This window comes from Methylobacterium planeticum (genome assembly GCF_008806345.1).
GTDB classification, from domain to species: domain Bacteria; phylum Pseudomonadota; class Alphaproteobacteria; order Rhizobiales; family Beijerinckiaceae; genus Methylobacterium; species Methylobacterium planeticum.
The window spans coordinates 84,021-105,434 of the sequence record NZ_VZZJ01000015.1 but is presented as its reverse complement, the minus strand read 5'-3'; the positions used below and the strand labels follow the sequence as shown (position 1 = coordinate 105,434).

Below are 21,414 nucleotides of genomic sequence, written 5' to 3'. Positions count from 1 at the left end.
GGGCCGCACACCCTCTGCGCGAGCAGCGAGGCGGATGTCGTCGCCAAAGCCGACCGGCACTCGCGTCGACAAGACCGCCTCAAGGCGGGCTGAAGAAGAGACAGCACACGCATCCATACTCTGGCTCCAAAGCTCAGAATATGAATGTATGACAAACCCTCCCCTACGGATAGGCCTGTGTCTGTCTCAAGTTATTGCAGATTTTCCCAGATTTGACTATGTTTTTCCGCCATTTTCCCGCGAGATACGGATGTTTTCGGTGGAGTTCTCAAAATTCCCACCATCTTGACCACTCTCGTGCAGAACCTCGGCCTCCGTAGCCCGTCGTTGAGCCTGTTCTTCAGCTCCTGCCCCCATCAGGCCGCCCATTCCCGTGAAACTACTGAGGTCAGGCTCTTCGGGAACGGGACGGGCAGCAGCTTCAGCCGCGAGTCTCTTGAAAAAGGCCGAGTGAGATTGCTGAAGTACTTGGCCGCCGATTTCCGGTCCCGACCGCTTCGCCTCCAAGCAGGCACGCTCCCACTGTTCGGTGCGAGTAACAGCAGCCATGAGCGGAAGGCGATCTGGCAGATGCTCCTTCGCGATGACTTTGGCCGCCCCAAGAAAAGCTAAGCGCTCCAGTTCGTAGGACCCCGAAGGCGGGAATGGTGTCGGTGGGTCGATCAGCCTGAGCGCAAGCGCCAAGTCCTTCGCGATGTTGGCGATGATCCGGCTGCCAAGAATTGCGGCATCAACAGCATCACGGCGCTCGTTCACAAGGGAGGCCGTGATCCGCCACTCAATTTCTTCGCTCATAGAGCGGCCAGACTTAGCGGCTGCTTCGATGACGCGGTCTCGATCAGCGTCACTCATCCTGAACGTGTAGTTCTGGCGCCTGCCCTTCTCAGGTGCTTTCGGCGGCCTCCCCATCTTCTTTTTGGGCGTCGCAGCAGCTTCGGTCACGGTTCAACCCCATCGGTCCCTCACTTTCGGTTGTAGTATCCCGAGGTAAAGTTGACAAGGTGGCATCATTGGGTCCACAACACTTTCCGTCGGGCTATCCCGAGAGAAAGTGTGAGAGACCGCGATGAGCAATGACGTCATGCAGGTTCTGACCCAGCCCACTGTCGATGTGGTGCTCGCCGGCCGAATTCTCGGGATTGGGAAGAACGCCGCCTACAAGGCGCGTGAGGCCGGGGACATCCCGTCCATCAAAATCGGCGGCCAGTATCGGGTGCCGAGTGCAAAGCTGCGCGAAATGCTCGGGCTTTCGACCCCGAGCGTAGCCGCTGCTTGATCCGCCAGTGAATGCGGATCGCTCACCCCTGAAAAAGGACAAGCACAAATGGAAGAAGCCCCCGCCAGTGGCATGGCGAAGGCTTCTGGATCGAATGTCTGCTCGGCAGCTGACATCCTCCAGATAGCGCTTCGCGACCCGGATTTCTACCAAAAACATCACCTTCGTCACCGTTACGGGTTGTCGGCCGCCGCAGCTGCAGCTGTGGCTGAACTCGCCTTCCCACGGATTGACTGCTGGAGGGCTCGGCCGTGAGCGAGCCACGCACCTATTGCAGCATCCGCAAGGGCAACTCGGAGGAGATCCGAGTTCGCCTTGCCGAGCATCACGGCGCGGCCTTCGTGGACATCAGGACTTTTGCGCTCCTTCACTCATCCGGGGGTGAGCCGGTCCCGACCCGCAATGGGGTCTGCATCTCTCGCTTTCGGCTCGGCGAGCTGATCGCAGGGTTGCAGGCCATCGAGCGTGAGGGGAGCGGCCTATGACCTGCTCCTCAATCCCCACGACAAGCGAGATCCCCTTCGGGGATCTCGATATGTGGCGCGCTGAGATCGCCGACACGGCGGCGACCCTCGCCATGCGCGCTCAGATGGCAGGCGAATACGCATCTCTGCGCGACGATTTCGGCCTTACACGCACGCTGCGGCTGATGACTATCGAGATGCGACATGTCCTGAGCCTCTGCGCGGATCTCGACGAGCAGAAGACCCACCAACGCGAGCGACAGCAGGCTACCGCTCGTCCGCCGATGCGGGAGGAGAAAGCCGGGAGGGCCGCCGAATGGGTTTGAGAGATGATCCATTTGCGGCCGAGGAAGCCCGTCTGCACTCATCAGACTGGACGCCGATGGACGATGCGCTGGCCGACGCCGTAAAGTGTCAGGCTGAGACTCAACGCCTCCTTTCCGGCTTCGTGTTCGACGGTGACGAAGCTACGGATCCGCCACGCTACCTCGTCAAGGGCGTCGTCCCAGCCGAGGGCATCACCATGGTCGGCGGCCAATCGGGCGCCGGCAAAACCTTCATTGTCGTTGACCTCGCTGTCTCAGCAGCGCTCGGCGAGCCCTTCTTCGGCCACCGCATGGTCGAGAGCGTCGGCACGCTCATCCTGGCAGCGGAGGGGGCGGGCACTCTTTCGTCGCGCATCGAGGCCGCTCGGCGGAGCCGGGCTCAAGGCCAATCGCTGCCGATTGCTTGGTTGGCAGCGGTTCCCAGCTTGTCTGACGCCGACGAGGTGAAGGCTCTGCAGCCGAAAATCCAGGCGGTCGCGGATCGAATGCTGAAGGTCCACGGCGTCCGCCTTGGCCTCATCATCATCGACACCTTGGCTGCAGCCTTCGCGATGAAGGACGAGAACGATGCCGCCGAGGCGCAACAGGCTCTCCGCCACATGCGTCTCATTGGCGATCCCATAGGCGCTGCCGTCCTACCAGTACACCACTACGGCAAGAACGACGAGACGGGCCTTCGGGGATCCTCAGCATACCGGGCGGGCGCGGATGCGGTGATCAGCGTCCTGGCCGACCGGAACCAAGTCACGGGCGAAGTGGCCAACCGCTCACTCGCCCTGGCGAAAACACGCTTCGGCGAGGAAGGTCCGATTGCTGGCTTCTCCCTGCGCTTCATCCAGTTCGGTGAGGACGATGACGGCGACCCAGTCGGCGCCTGTGTCATCGACCCGGCGCTGGACGTCCTCTCCCCTGTCCTGACGAAACGCCCGAAGAAGGATCCCCTGCCGATCCTCGCGCTCAAGGAGGCCTTCGCCGAGGTCATCGCGCTCGGCCGTGAGGTCAGCGTCATGGGCGACGGCCCTTTGGTGCGTGCAGTCACCGTCGAGCAGCTGAGGCCCGAATTCCGACGCCGCTACGTCACGGGCGACGTGGAGCCCGAGAAGGCTGCGGCCACGACCCGGCAGGCTCTGAAGCGGGCGCTCGCTGCGTGTTCTCAGCACGGCTTCCGGTCCGGGTTCTGGGGTGGGGAGGAATGGCTATGGGTGGCCTGACCGTGACAGCTGTGACACCCGTGACAAAGGGTCAATGTCACGCCTGTCACGCCCCCGCTGGCCGTGACATTTGCCGTGACATCGGAAAGCCCCCCTACGTAGTAGGGGGCTTTCGTGTCACGCCTGTCACGCGGGCTGATTTCGTCGTCACGGTCGTTTGGGTCGATTTTAGAAATGTCACGCCAAACGGGCGTGTCACGCTCGCCGAGGTCGGCCGATGAAAGCCGCTCGCCGCCTCGCCGACCTGTTGCCCGTGTCCCTTCCGCCGCGTGGTCTCTCGCGTGAGGAAGCCGCGGCCTACATCGGCGTGTCCCCGTCCCTCTTCGACACGATGATCAGGGATCGGCGGATGCCGCCGCCGAAGCGGATCAACGCCCGCACGGTGTGGGATCGCATCAGACTTGACGCAGCCTTCGCGGCACTGCCCGATGAGAGCGATGGCGCGTCTAGGGACGTCACGCACGATGCGTGGGGAGACCTCGCCACATGAGGTTCGACGCCGACATGGCCCGCCGGCTCCCGAAATTCTGCGTTGAGGATGTCGATCGCTACGGGATCGTTCGCATCTATCTGCGTCGGAAGGGACAGAAGAAGGTTAAGCTGGAGGGCATCCCTTGGACCGAGCTGTTCATGGGCGCATATCACGCCGCTCTGGAAGGTTCTCCGGCGGCGCCCGCTCGTGACCAGCGCCGCACCACGCCTGACAGCTGGAAATGGCTTTGCCAGCAGTACATCGGCTCGGGTGAATTCAAGCGCCTCGATGCCGTCACGCAGCGCCGCCGCCGCTCGCTCTTGGAAAGCACGTACGACGAGCCGACCAAGCCAGGCGCCTCGACTGTGTTCGCTGACTTCCCGCTCTCGCGGATGACACCTGCCGCGGTCCGCATTCTGCGAGACCGCAAAGCGGATAAACCCGATGGTGCCAATAACCGCATGAAGGCAGTGCGGGCCGTGTTCAAATGGGCTGTGAAGCCCGACGTGGATCTGGCCCCGCACAACCCGGCACGCGACGTCGCCTACATCTCGACAGCCTCAGAGGGCTTCCACACTTGGACAATCTCGGAGGTACGTCAGTTCATCGACCGGCATCCACTCGGCTCGAAGGCCTACTTGGCCATGTGTCTGCTCCTGTTCGCAGGCGGACGCCGCTCCGACGTGGTGCTCTTCGGGCGCCAGCACTTACAGGGCTCCTGGCTGCGCTACACTCAGCACAAGGGTCGGAACTCGAAGCCTATGACGCTGGAGGTTCCCCTCCTCCCGGTCCTGCGAGCGGCCATCGATGCCTGCCCGAGCACCCATCTGACGTTTCTTGTCACTGAACGCGGTCAGCCGTTCACCTCGAACGGCTTCGGCAACAAGATGAAGGACTGGTGCAAGGAGGCTGGACTGCCCCACTGCTCGTCCCATGGGCTGCGCAAAGCGGGCGCAACGCTCGCGGCCGAGAACGGCGCCACGGAGCGGCAATTGATGGCGATGTTCGGCTGGCGTACGTCGAAGATGGCCGAGCACTACACCCGCAAGGCTGAGCAGAAGCGGCTTGCCGGTGGGGCTATGCACCTAATTGATTTTGAGCGAGAAAGTGTCCAACTTTCGGAGCCCTCGCGGGGCAAGTTGGACTTTTCCGGAAATAGGGGCGGTAGATCAATGTCTTACAAAAGCATTGGTGCCCAGGAAAGGACTCGAACCTTCACCTCTTGCGAGACTGGTACCTGAAACCAGCGCGTCTACCAATTCCGCCACCTGGGCCCGTCGACCGCGTGCGGTCGGCGTTGGGGTTCGTTTAGGGGGCGCGGGCGGAATCGTCAATCCGGGATTCCGCCCTGCCCCGCGGGCGTGGCCTCAATGCCACTCGCGGATGTCGACGAAGCGGCCGGCGACCGCCGCCGCCGCCGCCATGGCCGGGGAGACGAGGTGGGTCCGGCTCCTGTGGCCCTGGCGGCCCTCGAAATTGCGGTTCGAGGTCGAGGCGCAACGCTCCTCCGGCCTCAGCCGGTCCGGGTTCATGCCGAGGCACATGGAGCAGCCGGGCTCGCGCCAGTCGAAGCCGGCGGCCTTGAGGACCCGGTCGATGCCCTCGGCCTCGGCCTGCGCCTTCACGAGACCCGAGCCCGGAACCACCATGGCGGAGACGCTCGGGTGCACCGTGCGGCCCTCGACCATCTTGGCGACGATGCGCAGGTCCTCGATGCGGCCGTTGGTGCAGGAGCCGATGAAGACCCGGTCGAGGGTGATGTCGGTCATCCGGGTGCCGGGCCGCAGGCCCATATAGGCCAGGGCCTTCTCCTTCGACTGCCGCTTGTTCTCGTCCGGGATCGCGGCCGGGTCGGGGACGATGCCCTGGATCGAGACCACGTCCTCGGGGCTCGTGCCCCAGCTCACGAGCGGGGGCAGATTGCGCGCGTCGAGCCGGATCTCCCGGTCGAACTGCACGCCCTCATCGGTGACGAGGCTCTCCCAATAGGCACGGGCGCGGTCGAAGAGCTCGCCCTTCGGCGCCTTCGGGCGATCCTTGACGTAGGCGTAGGTGGTGGCGTCGGGCGCCACCATGCCGGCGCGCGCGCCGCCCTCGATCGACATGTTGCAGATCGTCATGCGGCCCTCCATCGAGAGGGCGCGAATCGCCTCGCCGGCGTACTCGATGACGTGGCCGGTGCCGCCCGCGGTGCCGATCTCGCCGATGATCGCCAGCACGATGTCCTTGGCGCTGACCCCCGGCGGCAAGGTGCCGTCGACGGTGACGCGCATGTTCTTGGCCTTCTTCTGCAGCAGGGTCTGGGTCGCCAGCACGTGCTCGACCTCGGAGGTGCCGATGCCGTGGGCGAGCGCCCCGAAGGCGCCGTGCGTCGAGGTGTGCGAATCGCCGCAGACGATGGTCTGGCCGGGCAGGGTGAAGCCCTGCTCGGGGCCGATGATGTGAACGATGCCCTGGCGCCGGTCGAGGGCGTCGTAGAACTCGATGCCGAAGTCGCGCACGTTCTCGGCCAGGGCCTCGAGCTGGATGCGGCTCTCGGGATCCTCGATGCCGAGGCTCCGGTCCGAGGTCTGGACGTTGTGATCCACCACCGCGAGGGTCTTCTCGGGATGGCGCACCCGGCGACCGGCCACGCGGAGTCCTTCGAAGGCCTGCGGGCTCGTCACCTCGTGGACGAGGTGGCGGTCGATGTAGAGGAGGCTGGTGCCGTCCGGCTGGACATCGACGACGTGGTCGTCCCAGATCTTGTCGTAGAGCGTGCGCGGGGCGTTCATGGGCTCGGTCGCTTGATCGTGTGCTCGCGGCTGGTGCCGTTCGGGCGTGGAAGTGAGCCTCTTTAGTAATGTTCGCAAGTCCGTTTCGAAAGTGGGCGCGCGCCGGCGGAGCCCGGATGGCTGCCCGGAGACGGCCGCATGACCGGGTCGGGACGGGCCGGCGCGTCGAGACGCGGTGGTGAACATCGCCGGATCGTGTCGCTGCCGGGCATTCTTGTCGCTGCCGGGCATTCTTGTCGCTGCCGGGCATTCTTGCCGCGACACGCCGGCGCGACCATCATCGGCGCGACCCGAGGGCGGTCCGGCCGGAACGCGCCGGACCTCCCTTCACGAGCCCCTGCCGGTGCGGAGCCCCGAGACCTTGCAAGCCCCCGACATCCTGCTCCTCCGGCCGATGCAGCCGAGCGTGATGGAGGCCCTCGCCTCCGCCTTCACCCTCCATCGCCTCGACACGGCCCCGGACCCGGACGCCGTCCTGACCGAAATCGGCGGGCGCATCCGGGGCGTGGCCGTCAACGCCCACGCGCCCGTCGACCGGGCGCTCCTCGCGCGCCTGCCGAACCTCGAGATCGTGTCGAGCTTCGGGGTCGGCTACGACACGGTCGACGCGGTCGCGGCCGGCGAGCGCGGGATCGTCGTCACGAACACGCCGGACGTGCTGAGCGACGAGGTCGCCGACCTCGCCCTCGGGCTGCTGCTCGCCACGATCCGGCAGATCCCGCAAGCCGACCGCCATCTGCGCGCGGGCCGCTGGCCGGGCGGGTCGTTCCCCCTCACGACGAGCCTGCGCGGGCGCACGGTCGGCATCCTCGGCCTCGGCCGCATCGGCCGGGCGATCGCGCGCCGCCTCGAAGGCTTCGGCGTCGCGCTTGCCTATCACGGGCGGCGGCGTCAGGAGGATGTGGCCTACACCTACCATCCGACCCTGCTGGCGATGGCGCACGCCGTTCACGTTCTGATGATCGTGGCGCCCGGCGGCCCGGAGACGCGCGGCCTCGTCGATGCCGAGGTCCTGGCGGCGCTCGGGCCGGAGGGGATCCTGATCAACGTCGCCCGCGGCAGCCTCGTGGACGAGGCCGCCCTGGTCGCGGCGCTGGAGGCGGGCACGATCCACAGCGCCGGCCTCGACGTGTTCGCGCGCGAGCCGCATGTGCCCGAGGCGCTGGCGGCCCTGGACCATACGGTCCTCCTGCCGCATGTGGGCTCGGGCACGGTGCAGACCCGGGCCGCGATGGGGAAGCTGGTGGTGGACAATCTCGTTTCGTGGTTTGCCGGGAAAGGCCCGGTGACGCCGGTGCCGGAGACGCCCTGGAGCGCGCATCCGTGAGGCGTCGGCTCGCGATCCTGATCCTGCTCGGAGGCGCCGGCTCGGCCCTGGCGCAGGCGCCCGAGCCGGCCCCCGCGGCACCAGCGCCCGAAGCCGCGCCGGAGATTCCGGCCGCACCGGCCGAGCCCTTCATCCCGAGCCTGCCCGAGGCGCTGTCCGGGGTGCCCGGCACCTGGGACCTCTCGCGGGACGGCAGCACCCGCCGCTGCGTGATGACGCTGACGAGCGAGAGCGGGGATGCGGGCCGGCGCCTGCGCTTCCCGGCGGGCTGCCGCAGGGCGCTGCCGATCCTCAACGGGGTGGCGGGCTGGCTCTTCACGGAGGGAGCGGTCCGCCTCGTCGACAAGAACGTGCGCCCGGTGCTGCTCTTCGCCCGCCGCCCGGACCAGCGCAGCCTGCTCGCCCATGCGGAGAGCGGCGAGGCCTACAGCCTGGTGCCCCTCCAGATCGTCGCGATGCGCCCCCCCGATCCGGCCGCCGAGGAGGCGGCGCGGCGGGCCGAGGAGGCCAGCACCGTCGCGACCCACAGCGTGGCCTCCGACGCGCCTCACGCGACGGCGGCGGAGCCGCCGGACCCGGCCTCCGCGGGCCCGCGCCCGGACCCGGGCATCTACGCCCTCGACCGCTACCGCGACAAGGATGTCTGCCGCCTCGAACTCGGCGCGCCCGAGGCCGCCCAGGCCCCCGTGCGCATCCTCGCGGGCTGCCGCGACGGCGGCGTCGAGGTGTTCGACCCGGTCTCGTGGCGCTTCGTCTCGGGACGCCTGACGCTGAACGCCAAGCGCGGGCATACGGTCAACCTCGTGCCGACCGGCGACGGGGCGTGGCGGCGCGACCCGGAGACCGGCACGACCTTCGTGCTGCGCCGCGTCGAGCCCTGAGATCCGCGACCCGCGGGCGGCGCCCGCGCGGGGACCGGCGCCCCGTCCGGCGAACGCGCCTCAGATGGCCGCGGCCGGATCGCCGCCGAGGGGATTCCCATCGTCCTCGTTCTCGCTGCGCGCGCCGCGCCGTCTCGGGCGCCGCTCGAGCACGGAACGGCCGAGGGCCCGGAACGGGGCGGTGAGGCGCCGGACATCCTCGGCGCGCTCCATGAAGCGCTCGCCGTTGCGGATCTCCTTGTCGAGGCGCGCCATGGTGCGGGCGAGGGCCGGATCCTCGTCCTCGAGCCAGGTCTCGACCACGCGCGCGAAGGCGATCACGACGCCCTGGAGCTTCACCCGACCGAGGGCCCCCTCGGTGTCGATGCCCGCCGCCGCCAGCATGTAGCGGTGCGAGTTCAGCGCGACGCCGTTGAGGGCCAGGATCGAGAGGGGATCGCCGCGCAGCGCGAAGGCGATCCGGCGCAGGGCCGGCTTGTAGGGCGTCATCGCGTCGAGGCGGCGCATCAGGACGTCGAACAGGCGCTCGCGGGTCGGCTCGTCGGCGAGGTCCGAATTGTCGCCCTCCAGGACCTTGCGGTCGATGATGCGCGCGAGGCCGCCGAGCACCGCGCCCTTCGAGGGGAACAGGTCGCGCAGCTCGGCGAGGCTCAGATCCGCCTCACGGGCGATGTCGCCGATCTCGATGTCGTTCCAGGGCTGCTCGGCCGCGAGCCGCATCAGGGCCTCGACGGCGGCCTCGCGGGGCGAGGGCTTCGGCGGCGACGCGGCCTTCTTCCGGGAACTCTCGCTCTTCGACGTCTCGCCCTTCGGACCGGCGTTCTTGGGGTCCTCAGCCGACGGGCCTGCGGTCTTGTCCATGGGTCTCCGCTCCTCCTCGGTCGCAGAACCCTATCTAGGGGCTCGCCCCGCGTCGAGCAGGGCCGTGGGCGGGCATGCCGCACGGATGCCGGGCGCCGCCCCGCCCCGAGGCCGATCCCGATCGGCTCAGCCGGCGAGCTCTCCCGCCCGGCGCTTGGCGGCCGCAACCGCCTCGCGCAGGAGGGCGGCCATCCCGTCGGCCCGCATCAGGACCGCGAGGCCCGCGGCGGTGGTGCCGCCCGGGGAGGTGACGTTGCGGCGCAGCGCGTCCGCCGCGACCGGGCTCCCGTCGAGGAGCGCGCCCGATCCCGCCACGGTGGCCCGGGCGAGGCGCGCCGCGGTTTCGGGCGGCAGGCCCGCCGCGACCCCGGCCTCGGCCAGGGCTTCGGCGAGCAGGAAGACGTAGGCGGGCCCCGAGCCCGAGACGGCCGTGACCGCATCGATCAGCGCCTCGTCCGCGAGCCACTCGACGAGCCCGGTCGCGGCGAGGAGCGCGTCCGCGCGGTCGCGCTGGTCCGCGGACACCTCCGCATTCGCCGCCGCCCCGGTGGCGCCGCGCCCGATGCTCGCCGGCAGGTTCGGCATGGCGCGCACCACCGCGCGGGCGGACGGCAGCCGGGTCCGCAGATCCGCGATGGTCTTGCCGGCGAGGATCGAGACCAGGAGCGCGTCCGGCCCGAGCAGCGCGTCGAGGGCGGGGGCGGCCGCCGCGAGCCCCTGCGGCTTGATCGCGAGCACCACGACCTCGGAGGCGGGCGGCGCGGCGGGGTTGAGGCCGAGGCCCCGGGCCTCGCACAGGGCCACGATCTCGGGTGCGGGCGCGGGGTCGATCAGCGTCGTGCGGCGCGGGTCGAGGCCGCCCGCGAGCCAGCCGGCGAGCATGGAGCCGCCCATCTTTCCGGCGCCCACGAGGGTGAGCGAGGACGGCAGCCGGCCGGGCGCATCGGTCATGACGGGCTCCTCAGGCCTCGCCCTCCGTCTCGAACAGCACGGCGTCGAGGGCCTCGCGGGCGGATTTCCCGGCCCAGATCACGAACTGGAACGCCTGATAGTAGCGCTCGCAGGCATCGACCGCGGATTTCAGCATCATGCCGCATTGCGGATGGGTCGGCGCCACGCCGCCGGCGAGCAGCAGGGAGTGGCGGAACATCACGACGCTGTCCGTCGACCACAGGTCGAAATGGCCGATCCAGAGCTGCTCGTTGACGAGGGTGACGAGCTTCAGGATCTCGAGCCGCCGCCGCTCCGGCACCTTGAGATCGAAGGCCGAGGCCACGTGCAGCGCCTCGACGTCCTCGATCCAGGTGAAGGCCACGTGATAATCGGTCCAGCGCCCCGAGACCGACACCGACATCTCGTCGGTCTCCGCCCGGTCGAAGATCCAGTCGCGCAGGGAAGCGAGGCGTTCGACGACGTCGAGCGGGTGCTCGAGCCGGTCGTGATCTTCGGTGTCGACGTGGAGCTGGGTCATGGGGATCCAAGGCGCCGACCGGGGAGTCGTCGCGACATGATGAGAGACAAGCAACCGGGTCGTCGAAGCGATCCGCACGAAGGTGAATCCTGAACCGAAACGGTCCAGGAACATGCGGTGAAAGCTTAGGCGCTCACGGTCATCGGCGTACTCGGGCGAATCAGTGCGTTCCTGACTATAGACCGGCCCTGACTCGCGATTCAAAGCGGGGGTTCGAGCCGGTGAACAGGAAACCGGCTATCCACCGCTGCTTCCTGTGCACAAGCTCAAGCCCGTGGACAGGTACGGTTTCGAGACTTGCCTCAGACCGCCTCCGTCGCCCCCGCCGCAGCCTCCGCGCCGAGCTTCGCCTCCAGGGCGACGACGCGGGCGGTCAGGGCGTCGTTCTGGCTGCGCAGGGTGGTCACGAGGTCGCGCAGGACGTCGACCTCTTCGCGCGAGGCGATGTCCATGTCGCGGATCAGGCGCTCGATCTGGCTCCGGACGACGGTCTCCGCCTCCCGGCGAACCCCCTGCGCCGCCCCGGCGGCGTCGGTCATCAGGCGGGCGAAATCGTCGAACAGGCGGTTGGAGGTCTGCATCGTCGTCTCCCGGGGACGAGGGGCGCCGTGCGGCCCAACGCCGGACTGGCGATTGCGCCGAGGTGATTCGGCGCGCATCGACCGGACATAGGAATCTGCGGACTCGTCGGCAATGCGGCCGACCCGGAACCGTTCACTTTCCACAAGCAGCACAACTTCCGTTGCCCGATGTGTCCCTCGGCGGCGGTGGAAACAGCGTGTTACAATTCAGCCCGCCCCGCAGGCTTCGAATGATTGCCCGAGCAGGGCATAACCCCTGATCGAACTTCGCAAAACCCTGTCGATGCCCATGACGTCAACGCCCCACATCCTCCTCGTCGAGGACGACCGCGAGATCAGCGCCCTGATCGCCCGCTACCTGCGGGCGAACGAGTGCCGCGTCAGCCTCGCCGGCGACGGGCGGGAGATGGACCGGGTCCTCTCGGATGCCCGCGTCGACCTGATCGTCCTCGACCTGATGCTGCCCGGGGAGGACGGCCTCAGCCTGTGCCGGCGCCTGCGCCAATCCTCCGCGGTCCCGATCCTGATGCTCACCGCCAAGGCCGAGGAGATCGACCGGATCATCGGCCTCGAGCTCGGGGCGGACGATTACCTCGCCAAGCCCTTCAACCCGCGCGAGCTCCTGGCGCGGATCCGGGCGATCCTGCGGCGCGGCGCGGCGGCCGAGACGCCGGGCGACGACGGGGCGCGGCGCCTGCACTTCGCGGGCTGGACCCTCGACGTCTCGCTCCGGCAGGTGCTGAGCCCGGAGGGCGCGCGCATCGCCATCACGGGGGCGGAGTTCGACCTCCTGCACGCCCTCTGCCTGCGCCCCGGCCGCGTGCTCTCGCGCGACCAGCTCCTCGACCTGACGCAGGGGCGCGCCGCCGGGCCGTTCGAGCGCAGCATCGATGTCCTGGTCAGCCGCATCCGCCAGAAGATCGAGCGGGATTCCCGCAACCCCGAGATCATCCGCACCATCCGGTCGGGCGGCTACCTGTTCACCCCGGAGGTCGGCCGGTCATGAGCACGCCCGACCTCCCGAGGCGGCTCCTGGCGCGCCTGCGGCCCCGGAGCGTGGCGGGGCAGATCGCGCTCCTCGTGGTGGCGGCGATCGTGGTGGCGCACGCGGTGGCGACGATCGCCTTCGTGCTGCTGCGCGAGCCCTGGCGCCCGGACGACCATCCGGGCGTGGCGGCCAACCGCCTCGCCACGGTCACCCGCCTCCTCGACGTCGCCTCCCCGGCCGAGCGCCCGGCCCTCCTGCGCCACGCCGCCCACGTCCTGCCGAGCCTGCGCATCGCGCCCTGGGGCGGCGCCGCGGCGACGCCGGAGAGCAGCCTCGACGTCCACCCGGTGGTGCAGCGCCTGCGCGACGGTTTCGGCCAGCACCTCGCCATCACGGACCTGCCCGGAGCGGCGCCGCACGGGATCCTGCGGCTCGGCATCACGACGCCGGGCGGCGCGACCTTCGAGGCCGGCCTGCCCGACGATCCCCTGCGGCCGCCGAAGCAGGGCGCCCTCATCTTCACCTTCGTGTTCCTCGGCCTGACGCTGGCCCTGCTCTCGGTCTGGGCGACCCGGGCGCTCACGGCCCCGCTCGCGCGCCTCGCCAACGCGGCGGAGGCCTTCGGGACGCGCAACGATCCCCTGCCCCTGCCCCAGCGCGGCCCCGAGGAGGTGCTCGCCGTCTCGCGCGCCCTCGACCGGATGCGCGAGCGGGTGCGCCGGCTCATCGACGACCGCACCCAGATGCTCGCCGCCATCAGCCACGACCTGCGCACGCCGATCACGCGGCTGCGGCTCAGGGCGGAGTTCATCGAGGACGATCAGGCCCGCACCATGACGCTGCGCGACCTCGACCAGATGAACGGCCTCGTCGAGGCGGCGCTCTCCTTCGTGCGCGACGGCCAGGGCGGCGGCGCGGGGGCGACCGCCCTCGTCGACCTCGCCTCGGTGGTGCAGACGGTCTGCGACGGCTTCAGCGATGTCGGCGCCGACGTGCAGGTCGAGCGCAGCCGCCACGTGCTGGTGCGCGGGCGCCCCGACGAGCTGCAGCGGGCCATCACCAACCTGGTGGACAATGCCGTGAAGTACGGCGGCGCGGCGGTGCTCAGCATGGAGACCTCGCCGCGCGGCATCGCCGTCGAGGTGCGCGATTCCGGCCCCGGCATCCCCGAGGCCGAGCGCGACGCCATGCTGCAGCCCTTCGTGCGGGGCGACCGCGCCCGGAACCTGAACGAGGCGAGCGGCTTCGGCCTCGGCCTCTCGATCGTCCTCGCCATCGTCGAGGCGCATCAGGGGCGCCTGATCCTCGAGAACCCGCCCGGGGGCGGCCTCTGCGCCCGGATCGAGCTGCCGCTCGCCGTCCAGGCACCGCACCCGCCCGCACCGGGGCCGGCCGTTCTCCCGGCCGAGGCCGCCTAGGGCTCCGGCCGGCACTTGGTTTCGCGATGTTGCGCGGGGCGTCCGGAGACATCTCGGGAAACCAAGTCCGGCCCCGTCGCAACGGCCCCTTAACCAAGATCCCGCCTCATCGAACCGGACCCGCGGCCGGGCGCAACCGGTGCCTTCCAGTTCACGAGCCTGCCCATGAGTACGATCTCCAGTTCCACCGCCCAGCAGCTCTTCTCGACCCAGCGCCCGCCCCCGCCGCCCTCCGGCAGGAACCCGGTGGCGAGCGCCATCGGCAGCGAGGTCTCCTCCGGCAGTATCAGCTCGGCCGACGGCACGGCGCTGACGAGCGCCCTCAAGTCGATCGACGCGAGCCTCTTCGGCGAGTCCACCGCCTCGACCGGCGGCACGTCGCGTTCCGGCGGGACGAGCAGCGGCGGCCGCGAGACCCGCCTCGACCCCTCCGACATGAAGGACCGGATCGACGGCCTGATCGACGATCAGGTGACGAGCGGCAGCCTCACCAGCGCCCAGGCCGACACCCTCAAGCAGATCTTCGCGCAGAATGCCGGCGGCGGTCCCGACGACGCATCCGAGGATCGGGACGCGGAGCCGGTCGGCGGGGTCGGCGGGCGCGGGCACCGGCCGCACGGTCCGCCGCCCACGGACGCGTCCTCGGCGGGATCCGCGACCGACGCCAGCGCGAGCGGGACCGACGACCTGCTGACGAGCTTCATCCAGCAACTGCAGGCGACGCAGTCCAGCGCCTCCGGCTACGGGGCGAGCGGCTCCGGCAGTTCCGGCCAGACCTCGGCGGCCCTGCTGTTCGACTTCCAGACCTGAGGCCCGCCGGTCCCGGGGCGGCGGCCCCGGGACCGGGTTCAGAACTCCATGTCGAGTTCCTCGATCTCGTCCGGCTCGGCGGCGGCGGCCTCGCTCCACTCCTGCATCAGCGGCCAGGACAGGATCAGGTCGCGGTAGGCGGCGGCGCGGTCGGGCAGCGCCACGTTGTAGGTGCGAAAGCGCGTGCAGACCGGGGCGTACATGGCATCCGCGAGGGTGGGCTGCGCGCCGAACAGGTAGGGGCCGTCGTAGCGGCCGAGGCACTCGTCGAAGATCGCGCTGATCCGGTCGATGTCGCCCTTGGCGCCGTTGAAGATCTTGAAGTTCGGATGATGCGCCTTGAGGTTCATCGGCAGGGCCGAGCGCAGGTTGATGAAGCCCCCGTGCATCTCCCCGGCGATCGAGCGGCAATGGGCGCGGGCCACGACGTCCTTCGGGAGGAAGCCCGCCTTCGGGTAGGTCTCGTTGAGATATTGCGCGATGGCGAGGGTGTCCCAGACCACCACCTCGCCGTGGCAGAGGCGCGGCACCAGGAACGACGGCGAGAGGTGCAGGAGCTCGGCCCGGGTCGAGGCGTCGGCGCCCGACAGCACCTCCGTCTCGAAATCAAGCCCCGCCATCCGGCAGATCAGCCAGCCCCTCAAGGACCACGAGGAGTAATTCCGGCTCGAAATCGTGAGCGTCGCCGCAGCCATCTCTGGTCCCCTCGGGCTTCCGTGTTGCTTAGCGCCAAGCTGATCCAAGACTCGTGCCGTCCCTCCTCGTGCCGTCCCTCCACCTGCCGTCCCTCCACCTGCCGCCCCTCGGGGAGCGGCCGCCGATGGTGCCCCGAAAGCGCAGCCGTCAACCAAGCGTGGGCTCGGCGGTCGCACAGGCTTGACAGTATCCGCCAGTCTGAAAGGTTGCTGGCTCAACAAGGTCGGCCCGTTCCGGTGGCATGGGCCGTGCACGCGCAAGGCCGTGCAGCGGGGGGCTCGGATGATGCAGCACTACCACAGACCCGTCGCGTCGTACTTTTGGCCGGTTGCGGCGCCTTCGCGCCCGTCTCATCCTTAGCGCCCCATGAATATGCAGCGCCCGCAGGCGTGGCTGCCTTCTCCTTCCGCCGTGAGCGCCCCCTCCCTGGGCCGATCGCGCATGCGAGCCCGCCCCATGCTGTACGATGCCTTCGAGGTCCAGGCCGACCTCGCCGAGCAGACCCGGGCCTGGGGCCGGATCCTGCACGACGCGATCTCCCCCTGGACCCATGCGGGGTTCCGCGAGCCGGTGACCTGGTGGTCCGCCGGCGCCCGGATGATGATGCGGGCCGGGCTCACCTTCACGCGCCCCCCCTACGGCATCGATTCGGTCGCCGTCGGCAACCGCGAGGTGCCCGTCACCGAGGAGCCGGTCTTCGCCACGCCCTTCGGCACGCTGCTGCGCTTCCGCAAGGACATCGCCACGGAACAGCCCAAGGTGCTGGTGGTGGCGCCCATGTCGGGCCACTTCGCCACGCTCCTGCGCGGCACCGTCCGCACCCTGCTGCCGGACCACGACGTCTACATCACGGACTGGCACAATGCCCGCGACGTGCCCGTCTCGGCCGGGCGCTTCGGCTTCGACGATTACGTCGATCACCTGGTCCAGTTCCTGGAGACGATGGGCGAGGGCTCGCACGTCGTCGCCGTCTGCCAGCCGGCCGTCCAGGCCCTCGCCGCCGCGGCCGTGATGGCGCAGAGCCGCAACCCGGCGGCCCCGCGCAGCATGACCCTGATGGCGGGCCCGGTGGATTGCCGCATCAGCCCGACCTCGGTGAACGAGCTCGCCATCTCGAAGCCGATCGAGTGGTTCGAGGAGAACCTGATCGCCACCGTGCCGCGCCGTCACAAGGGCGCGGGCCGGCGGGTCTATCCGGGCTTCGTGCAGGTCTCGGCCTTCATCTCGATGAACGCCAAGCGCCACGTGCAGGGCCATGCGGACCTGTTCTGGCACCTCGCCAACGGCGAGACCGACAAGGCGCGGGCGATCGAGAGCTTCTACGACGAGTACTTCGCCGTCCTCGACCTCGCGGCGGAATTCTACCTCGAGACCGTGAAGATGGTCTTCCAGGACTACACCCTCGCCAAGAACGAGCTCACCTACCGGGGCAGCCCGCTCGACATGCGCGCGATCCGGCGCACCGCCCTGATGACGGTGGAGGGCGAGCGCGACGACATCTGCGCGGTGGGCCAGACCATGGCGGCCCACGACCTCTGCACCGGCCTGCCGCCGCACATGAAGAGCCACCATCTCCAGGCGGGCGTCGGCCATTACGGCGTGTTCTCGGGCCGCAAATGGGAGGCGCAGACCTACCCGCTCGTGCGCAACTTCATCCAGTCGCACAGCTGACCGGACGTTCCCGGCCGGGGCGGGTGTGGCCTTCGGGCCGCGCCGGGACGCCCCTCGCCGCCACCGCGCATTCGTCGCCCGCGCCCGGTTGGATCTCGTCCGCGCATCGTGTATGAGCTTGCCGCAGGTATCGTTTTACGCGCCGATTCGAGACTGTCCGATCGACGTCCCTCCTGGGAATTCCCCGGGCAAGGGGCGTTTGTCGGTTCCCCACAAGCCGTCGGGGCTCGGAGCCGGCGCTGATCGAAGACAGATCGTTCTAGAGGATCAAGACCGTTGCAGGTACTCGTTCGCGACAACAACGTCGATCAGGCGCTCCGCGTCCTCAAGAAGAAGATGCAGCGTGAGGGCATCTTCCGTGAGATGAAGCAGCGCAAGGCCTACGAGAAGCCCTCCGTGCGCAAGGCACGCGAGAAGGCCGAGGCCGTCCGCCGCGCCCGCAAGCAGGCCCGCAAGACCGCGATCCGCGAGGGCCTGATCGCCGCTCCGAAGCCGAAGCCCCGCTTCGGCGCCGGCGGTCCCCGCCGTCCCGGCATGCCCTCCGCGAGCCCCGCTCCGCAGCAGGCTCCCGGCGCCGCCATCGCGTCGTAAGGGCCGGGCTGCCGTCTTCGGCAGCCTCCGCCTTCCGTCCAAGCGGGCCCGGTCGCCTCACGGCGGCACGGGCCTTTTTGCGTGGCCTCAGGCGGCGCGGGCCGCGTCCGTGGCGCGCTCGGCCTGGACCAGGACATCGAAGGCACGCCAGGGCTTCTGCATGAACACCGCGTGCTCGGGCATGCGGGCGTTGCGCCCCTCGTCGTAGCCCGAGGTGACGATCACCCGCACGTCCGGCCAGCGCGCCTCGACGGTCTGGGCCAGGGAGAGCCCGTCCATCGCGCCGGGCAGGCGCACATCCGCGAACAGCAGGGCGACGTTGACGTCGGCGCGCTCCAGCACCGAGATCGCCGCCTCCGCGCTGTCGCAGGCGATGACGTCGAGATCGGTCTCCTCGAGGACGGCCGCGGCGAGGTTGCGGACCGCGGCGTCGTCCTCGACCACGAGTGCGACGGGACAGTCGGGCAGAGCTTGGCCCATGAAGCCTCCTTATCCGGATGTGGGTGATGCCTGAGAGCGCGACTTCGAATCGGGTCGCTGCGCCGACCCCGATGCTGCGCCGGCTTGGGTCAACCGGCAAGAGTCGGGATCGGTCCCGTTATTCTGCTCGTTTTTCATGCAGGGGCCGCGGGGGCCGCTCGCCGCATCGTCGGCACCGTCATCGCCGGCTCCCGTCATCGCTTCGTCAGGCCGTCACCCGGAAAGGCCATCACCCCGACAGGCCTTCACTTGGCCATGCCTTGGGCATGATCCCCGGATACGCTCAAACCGTCGGCATGATGCGGTGCATTAACGAACTGTTCACCGCGCAAGCCTGAGTGTTACAGTTCTGAGACGGCGGAGACCGCGCTGCGGAATACGGCTTGCTTGTGAGCCGTGAGAGCCCGGCCCGCGCGTTTGTCTGGGGGTGTTTGTCAGCCATGTGCCGCTTCCTCGCCTATAGCGGTGATCCGGTCTTCCTGTCCGACCTCGTCTGCGCACCGACGCACTCGCTGGTGCATCAGTCGCTCCACGCGGCCGAGGCGAAGACCGAGACCAACGGCGACGGCTTCGGCATCGGCTGGTACGGCGACCGGCCCGATCCCGGCATCTACCGGGACGTGTCCCCGGCCTGGTCCGACGAGAACCTCGTCAACCTCTGCCAGCAGGTCCGCGCCCGCACCTTCTTCGCCCATGTGCGGGCCTCCACCGGCACGGCGACGACCCGGGCGAACTGCCACCCCTTCGTCCACGGCCGGCACATGTTCATGCATAACGGCCAGATCGGCGGCTATCACCGGATCAAGCGCCGGCTCGAGGCCCTGATCCCGGACGCGCTCTACGACGGGCGCCGGGGCACCACCGATTCCGAGGCGCTGTTCCTGCTGGCCCTCGCCAACGGGCTGATCGACAGCCCGATCGGCGCCATGGCGGAGACCCTCGCGACGGTGCGCGAGCTGATGCAGGGCGCCGGCATCGCCGAGCCCCTGCGCTTCACCGCGCTCCTGACCGACGGCGAAACCCTGACGGCCTATCGCTGGGCCTGCGATGGGCGCCCGCCGAGCCTGTATTACCGCGAGACCGAGACCGGCCTGATCGTGGTGTCGGAGCCGATCGACGGCTGCCGCGAGGGCTGGCAGGTGGTGCCGAAGGGCGGCACCCTGCAGGCCCGCCGCGGCGAGCGCGCCGTGGTGCTCGGGGCCGACGCCATCGGCGAGCGCATCGCCGCCTGACCCCCCCCGTCCGGGACCGGCCCGCCCCTCCGGGAACGGCCGGAACGCGCGGCCCCATGCGCGGAACCGGGTTGCCCGCGGCGCCCGAAGGGCGGACAACCCCTGTCGCCGGCGATGGGCGCCGGTGCCGGCCCGTCGGCCGGTCGAGCAGGGATGGTCGCGCTTCATGTATCCGGATGTCGATCTGCATATCGCCGGCACGTGGTCGGCAGGCTCCGCGGGCGAGCGGCTGCCGGTCCTCAACCCCGCCACGGGAGAGACCATCGGGCAGCTCGCCGTCGCCAGCCGGGACGACCTCGACCGGGCGCTCGCGGCGGCCGAGCGGGGCTTCGCGACCTGGCGCCGGGTCTCCCCCTTCGAGCGCTCCAAGATCCTGCGCCGGGCCGCCGACCTCCTGCGGGAGCGGGTGGAGGACATCGCCCGGATCATGACCCTCGAGCAGGGCAAGCCGCTGGCCGAGGCCCGGATGGAGACCCTGGTGGCGGCCGACGTCACCGACTGGTTCGCGGAAGAGGGCAAGCGCAGCTACGGCCGGGTGATCCCGGCCCGGCAGGACGGGGTGATGCAGTTCGTGGTGCGCGAGCCGGTCGGGCCGGTCGCCTGCTTCACGCCCTGGAACTTCCCGATCAACCAGGCGGTGCGCAAGATCGCCGCCGCCCTCTGCACCGGCTGCTCGGTGATCCTGAAGGGCCCCGAGGACACGCCCGCCTCCTGCGCCGCCCTGGTGCGGGCCTATCTCGACGCGGGGGTGCCGGGGGACGCCCTCTCCCTGGTGTTCGGGGATCCGGCCGCGATCTCGTCCTACCTGATCCCGCACCCGGTCGTCCGGAAGATCTCGTTCACGGGCTCGACGGTGGTGGGCAAGCAGCTCGCCGGGCTCGCGGGCCAGCACATGAAGCGGGTCACGATGGAGCTCGGCGGCCACGCCCCCGCGATCGTGTTCGGGGATGCCGACGTCGAGAAGGCGGTCTCGGTGCTCGGCGCCAACAAGTTCCGCAATGCCGGCCAGGTCTGCGTCGCCCCGACCCGCTTCCTCGTGCACGAGAGCGTGTTCGACCGCTTCGTCGACGGCTTCGTGGCGCTCGCCGAGGGCCTCACGATCGGCGACGGGCTCGACCCCGAGACCCGGATGGGCCCGCTGATCCACGGGCGCCGGCTCGAGGCGATGGAGAGCCTGACCGCCGACGCGACGGCGCAGGGCGCGACGTTGCGCACCGGCGGCAAGCGCATCGGCAACCGGGGCAACTTCTTCGAGCCGACGGTCTTCACCGACCTGCCGCTCTCCGCCCGCATCATGAACGAGGAGCCTTTCGGCCCGGTGGCGGCGATCCAGCGCTTCTCGGACGATGACGAGGCGCTGACCGAGGCGAACCGCCTGCCCTACGGGCTCGCGGCCTACGCCTATACCCGCTCGGCCGAGCGCGCCACCAAGGTCGCGGCCCGGATCGAGAGCGGCATGCTCGGCATCAACCATCACGGCCTCGCGGTCCCCGAGACGCCCTTCGGCGGCGTCAAGGATTCGGGCTACGGCAGCGAGGGCGGCGCCGAGGCGCTCGAGGCCTACCTCACCACCAAGTTCGTCAGCCAGGCGAGCGTCTGAGGCGCCGGCCCAGTCCCGACACGCCTTCGCCCCCGCGAGCCGCTGGCTCCGGGGGCATGGCCCAAACGCCGCCTGCGAGGGGACGCGGGACGCCGCGAGACCACTCTGAGCGCACTTGTTGAAACCGGTCTCCCGGCGTCCCGCGGCGGGGGCTCGCTCGCCTCCGCCGCTTCGCGTCGCGGTGTCTCCGGCGGTCCCGACCTGCGCTATCGACCCACGGGTCACGGGATGGCCCCGCGGAGATCCGAGCGAGCCTTCGTCGCACGCCGCCTCGTAGTGGGCGG

22 protein-coding genes, 1 tRNA gene and 1 pseudogene are annotated in these 21,414 nt (G+C 69.5%); 15 read left to right on the top strand and 9 right to left on the bottom strand.

The window, feature by feature from the left end:
* Nucleotides 1–216: 216 nt before the first annotated feature.
* On the bottom strand, nt 217–942 hold the full coding sequence (locus F6X51_RS17300) for a hypothetical protein (RefSeq protein WP_150964922.1): 726 nt from the start codon (nt 940–942) through the stop codon (nt 217–219).
* Between the two features lie 124 nt (nt 943–1,066).
* On the opposite strand from F6X51_RS17300, the gene F6X51_RS17295 reads away from it, so the two are divergent.
* The 6 genes and pseudogenes from F6X51_RS17295 to F6X51_RS28990 form a co-directional block, all read left to right on the top strand.
* A complete protein-coding gene (locus F6X51_RS17295) occupies nt 1,067–1,276 on the top strand; it encodes a helix-turn-helix domain-containing protein (RefSeq protein WP_150964921.1) in 210 nt (69 codons plus the stop codon).
* A 251-nt stretch (nt 1,277–1,527) separates the two neighbouring features.
* A complete protein-coding gene (locus F6X51_RS17290; RefSeq protein ID WP_150964920.1) occupies nt 1,528–1,761 on the top strand; it encodes a hypothetical protein in 234 nt (77 codons plus the stop codon).
* Between the two features lie 50 nt (nt 1,762–1,811).
* Nucleotides 1,812–2,066, top strand: coding sequence for a hypothetical protein (locus F6X51_RS17285; RefSeq protein WP_150964919.1), 255 nt, complete (start codon nt 1,812–1,814; stop codon nt 2,064–2,066).
* Between the two features lie 56 nt (nt 2,067–2,122).
* Nucleotides 2,123–3,277, top strand: a complete 1,155-nt coding sequence (locus F6X51_RS17280) for an AAA family ATPase (protein ID WP_191970150.1) — start codon at nt 2,123–2,125, stop codon at nt 3,275–3,277.
* 217 nt (nt 3,278–3,494) lie between these two features.
* Nucleotides 3,495–3,767 (top strand): helix-turn-helix transcriptional regulator, encoded by a 273-nt coding sequence (locus tag F6X51_RS17275; RefSeq protein ID WP_150964917.1) that lies wholly within the window; start codon nt 3,495–3,497, stop codon nt 3,765–3,767.
* Nucleotides 3,764–4,795, top strand: a pseudogene (locus F6X51_RS28990) (tyrosine-type recombinase/integrase); the annotation flags it as partial. The gene F6X51_RS17275 and the pseudogene F6X51_RS28990, both read left to right, overlap by 4 nt.
* 143 nt (nt 4,796–4,938) lie before the next feature.
* Here the strand turns inward: F6X51_RS28990 and F6X51_RS17265 are convergent.
* Nucleotides 4,939–5,023 (bottom strand) — tRNA-Leu (locus F6X51_RS17265).
* A gap of 93 nt (nt 5,024–5,116) precedes the next feature.
* Entirely contained in the window at nt 5,117–6,523 is a 1,407-nt protein-coding gene (leuC, locus tag F6X51_RS17260) for a 3-isopropylmalate dehydratase large subunit (RefSeq protein ID WP_150964916.1), read from the bottom strand.
* Nucleotides 6,524–6,884: 361 nt separating this feature from the next.
* Between leuC and F6X51_RS17255 the strand changes: the two genes are divergently transcribed.
* Together F6X51_RS17255 and F6X51_RS17250 are read left to right on the top strand one after the other, a co-directional pair.
* Nucleotides 6,885–7,850, top strand: coding sequence for a 2-hydroxyacid dehydrogenase (locus tag F6X51_RS17255; protein WP_150964915.1), 966 nt, complete (start codon nt 6,885–6,887; stop codon nt 7,848–7,850).
* Entirely contained in the window at nt 7,847–8,731 is an 885-nt protein-coding gene (locus F6X51_RS17250) for an AprI/Inh family metalloprotease inhibitor (protein WP_246696855.1), read from the top strand. Before F6X51_RS17255 ends, F6X51_RS17250 begins: the two co-directional genes overlap by 4 nt.
* Before the next feature lie 60 nt (nt 8,732–8,791).
* Here F6X51_RS17250 and F6X51_RS17245 read toward each other — a convergent pair whose 3' ends face one another.
* The 4 genes from F6X51_RS17245 to F6X51_RS17230 form a co-directional block, all read right to left on the bottom strand.
* On the bottom strand, nt 8,792–9,592 hold the full coding sequence (locus tag F6X51_RS17245; protein WP_150964914.1) for a TetR/AcrR family transcriptional regulator: 801 nt from the start codon (nt 9,590–9,592) through the stop codon (nt 8,792–8,794).
* Between the two features lie 126 nt (nt 9,593–9,718).
* On the bottom strand, nt 9,719–10,543 hold the full coding sequence (gene proC / locus F6X51_RS17240; RefSeq protein WP_150964913.1) for a pyrroline-5-carboxylate reductase: 825 nt from the start codon (nt 10,541–10,543) through the stop codon (nt 9,719–9,721).
* Nucleotides 10,544–10,553: 10 nt separating this feature from the next.
* Nucleotides 10,554–11,063: a type III secretion system chaperone family protein gene (locus F6X51_RS17235; RefSeq protein ID WP_150964912.1), complete on the bottom strand. Its 510-nt coding sequence runs from the start codon at nt 11,061–11,063 to the stop codon at nt 10,554–10,556.
* A 302-nt stretch (nt 11,064–11,365) separates the two neighbouring features.
* A complete protein-coding gene (locus tag F6X51_RS17230) occupies nt 11,366–11,644 on the bottom strand; it encodes an accessory factor UbiK family protein (RefSeq protein ID WP_150964911.1) in 279 nt (92 codons plus the stop codon).
* Nucleotides 11,645–11,927: 283 nt separating this feature from the next.
* On the opposite strand from F6X51_RS17230, the gene F6X51_RS17225 reads away from it, so the two are divergent.
* The 3 genes from F6X51_RS17225 to F6X51_RS17215 all read left to right on the top strand — a co-directional run bounded on the left by F6X51_RS17225 (nt 11,928) and on the right by F6X51_RS17215 (nt 14,860).
* Nucleotides 11,928–12,650, top strand: a complete 723-nt coding sequence (locus F6X51_RS17225) for a response regulator (protein ID WP_150964910.1) — start codon at nt 11,928–11,930, stop codon at nt 12,648–12,650.
* Nucleotides 12,647–14,050: an ATP-binding protein gene (locus F6X51_RS17220; RefSeq protein WP_150964909.1), complete on the top strand. Its 1,404-nt coding sequence runs from the start codon at nt 12,647–12,649 to the stop codon at nt 14,048–14,050. The genes F6X51_RS17225 and F6X51_RS17220 overlap by 4 nt, the downstream gene beginning before the upstream one ends.
* 165 nt (nt 14,051–14,215) lie before the next feature.
* Nucleotides 14,216–14,860, top strand: a complete 645-nt coding sequence (locus F6X51_RS17215; RefSeq protein WP_150964908.1) for a hypothetical protein — start codon at nt 14,216–14,218, stop codon at nt 14,858–14,860.
* A 38-nt stretch (nt 14,861–14,898) separates the two neighbouring features.
* Here the strand turns inward: F6X51_RS17215 and F6X51_RS17210 are convergent, their stop codons facing one another.
* Nucleotides 14,899–15,555 carry a glutathione S-transferase family protein gene (locus F6X51_RS17210; protein ID WP_150964907.1) on the bottom strand — a complete coding sequence of 219 codons (657 nt, stop codon included), beginning with the start codon at nt 15,553–15,555 and terminating at the stop codon, nt 14,899–14,901.
* A gap of 457 nt (nt 15,556–16,012) precedes the next feature.
* Between F6X51_RS17210 and F6X51_RS17205 the strand changes: the two genes are divergently transcribed.
* Both F6X51_RS17205 and rpsU read left to right on the top strand, forming a co-directional pair.
* A complete protein-coding gene (locus F6X51_RS17205) occupies nt 16,013–17,227 on the top strand; it encodes a polyhydroxyalkanoate depolymerase (RefSeq protein WP_150964906.1) in 1,215 nt (404 codons plus the stop codon).
* 276 nt (nt 17,228–17,503) lie between these two features.
* The gene (gene rpsU / locus F6X51_RS17200) at nt 17,504–17,818 is read left to right on the top strand and encodes a 30S ribosomal protein S21 (protein ID WP_150964905.1); all 315 of its coding nucleotides are present in this window, start codon (nt 17,504–17,506) and stop codon (nt 17,816–17,818) included.
* A gap of 87 nt (nt 17,819–17,905) precedes the next feature.
* Here the strand turns inward: rpsU and F6X51_RS17195 are convergent, their stop codons facing one another.
* The gene (locus tag F6X51_RS17195; RefSeq protein ID WP_150964904.1) at nt 17,906–18,298 is read right to left on the bottom strand and encodes a response regulator; all 393 of its coding nucleotides are present in this window, start codon (nt 18,296–18,298) and stop codon (nt 17,906–17,908) included.
* A 440-nt stretch (nt 18,299–18,738) separates the two neighbouring features.
* Here F6X51_RS17195 and F6X51_RS17190 point away from each other — a divergent pair, with 440 nt between their 5' ends.
* Complete coding sequence (locus F6X51_RS17190) at nt 18,739–19,530, top strand: class II glutamine amidotransferase (RefSeq protein ID WP_150964903.1); 792 nt, start codon at nt 18,739–18,741, stop codon at nt 19,528–19,530.
* A gap of 166 nt (nt 19,531–19,696) precedes the next feature.
* Complete coding sequence (locus tag F6X51_RS17185; protein WP_150964955.1) at nt 19,697–21,130, top strand: NAD-dependent succinate-semialdehyde dehydrogenase; 1,434 nt, start codon at nt 19,697–19,699, stop codon at nt 21,128–21,130.
* The last annotated feature ends 284 nt before the right edge of the window (nt 21,131–21,414 follow it).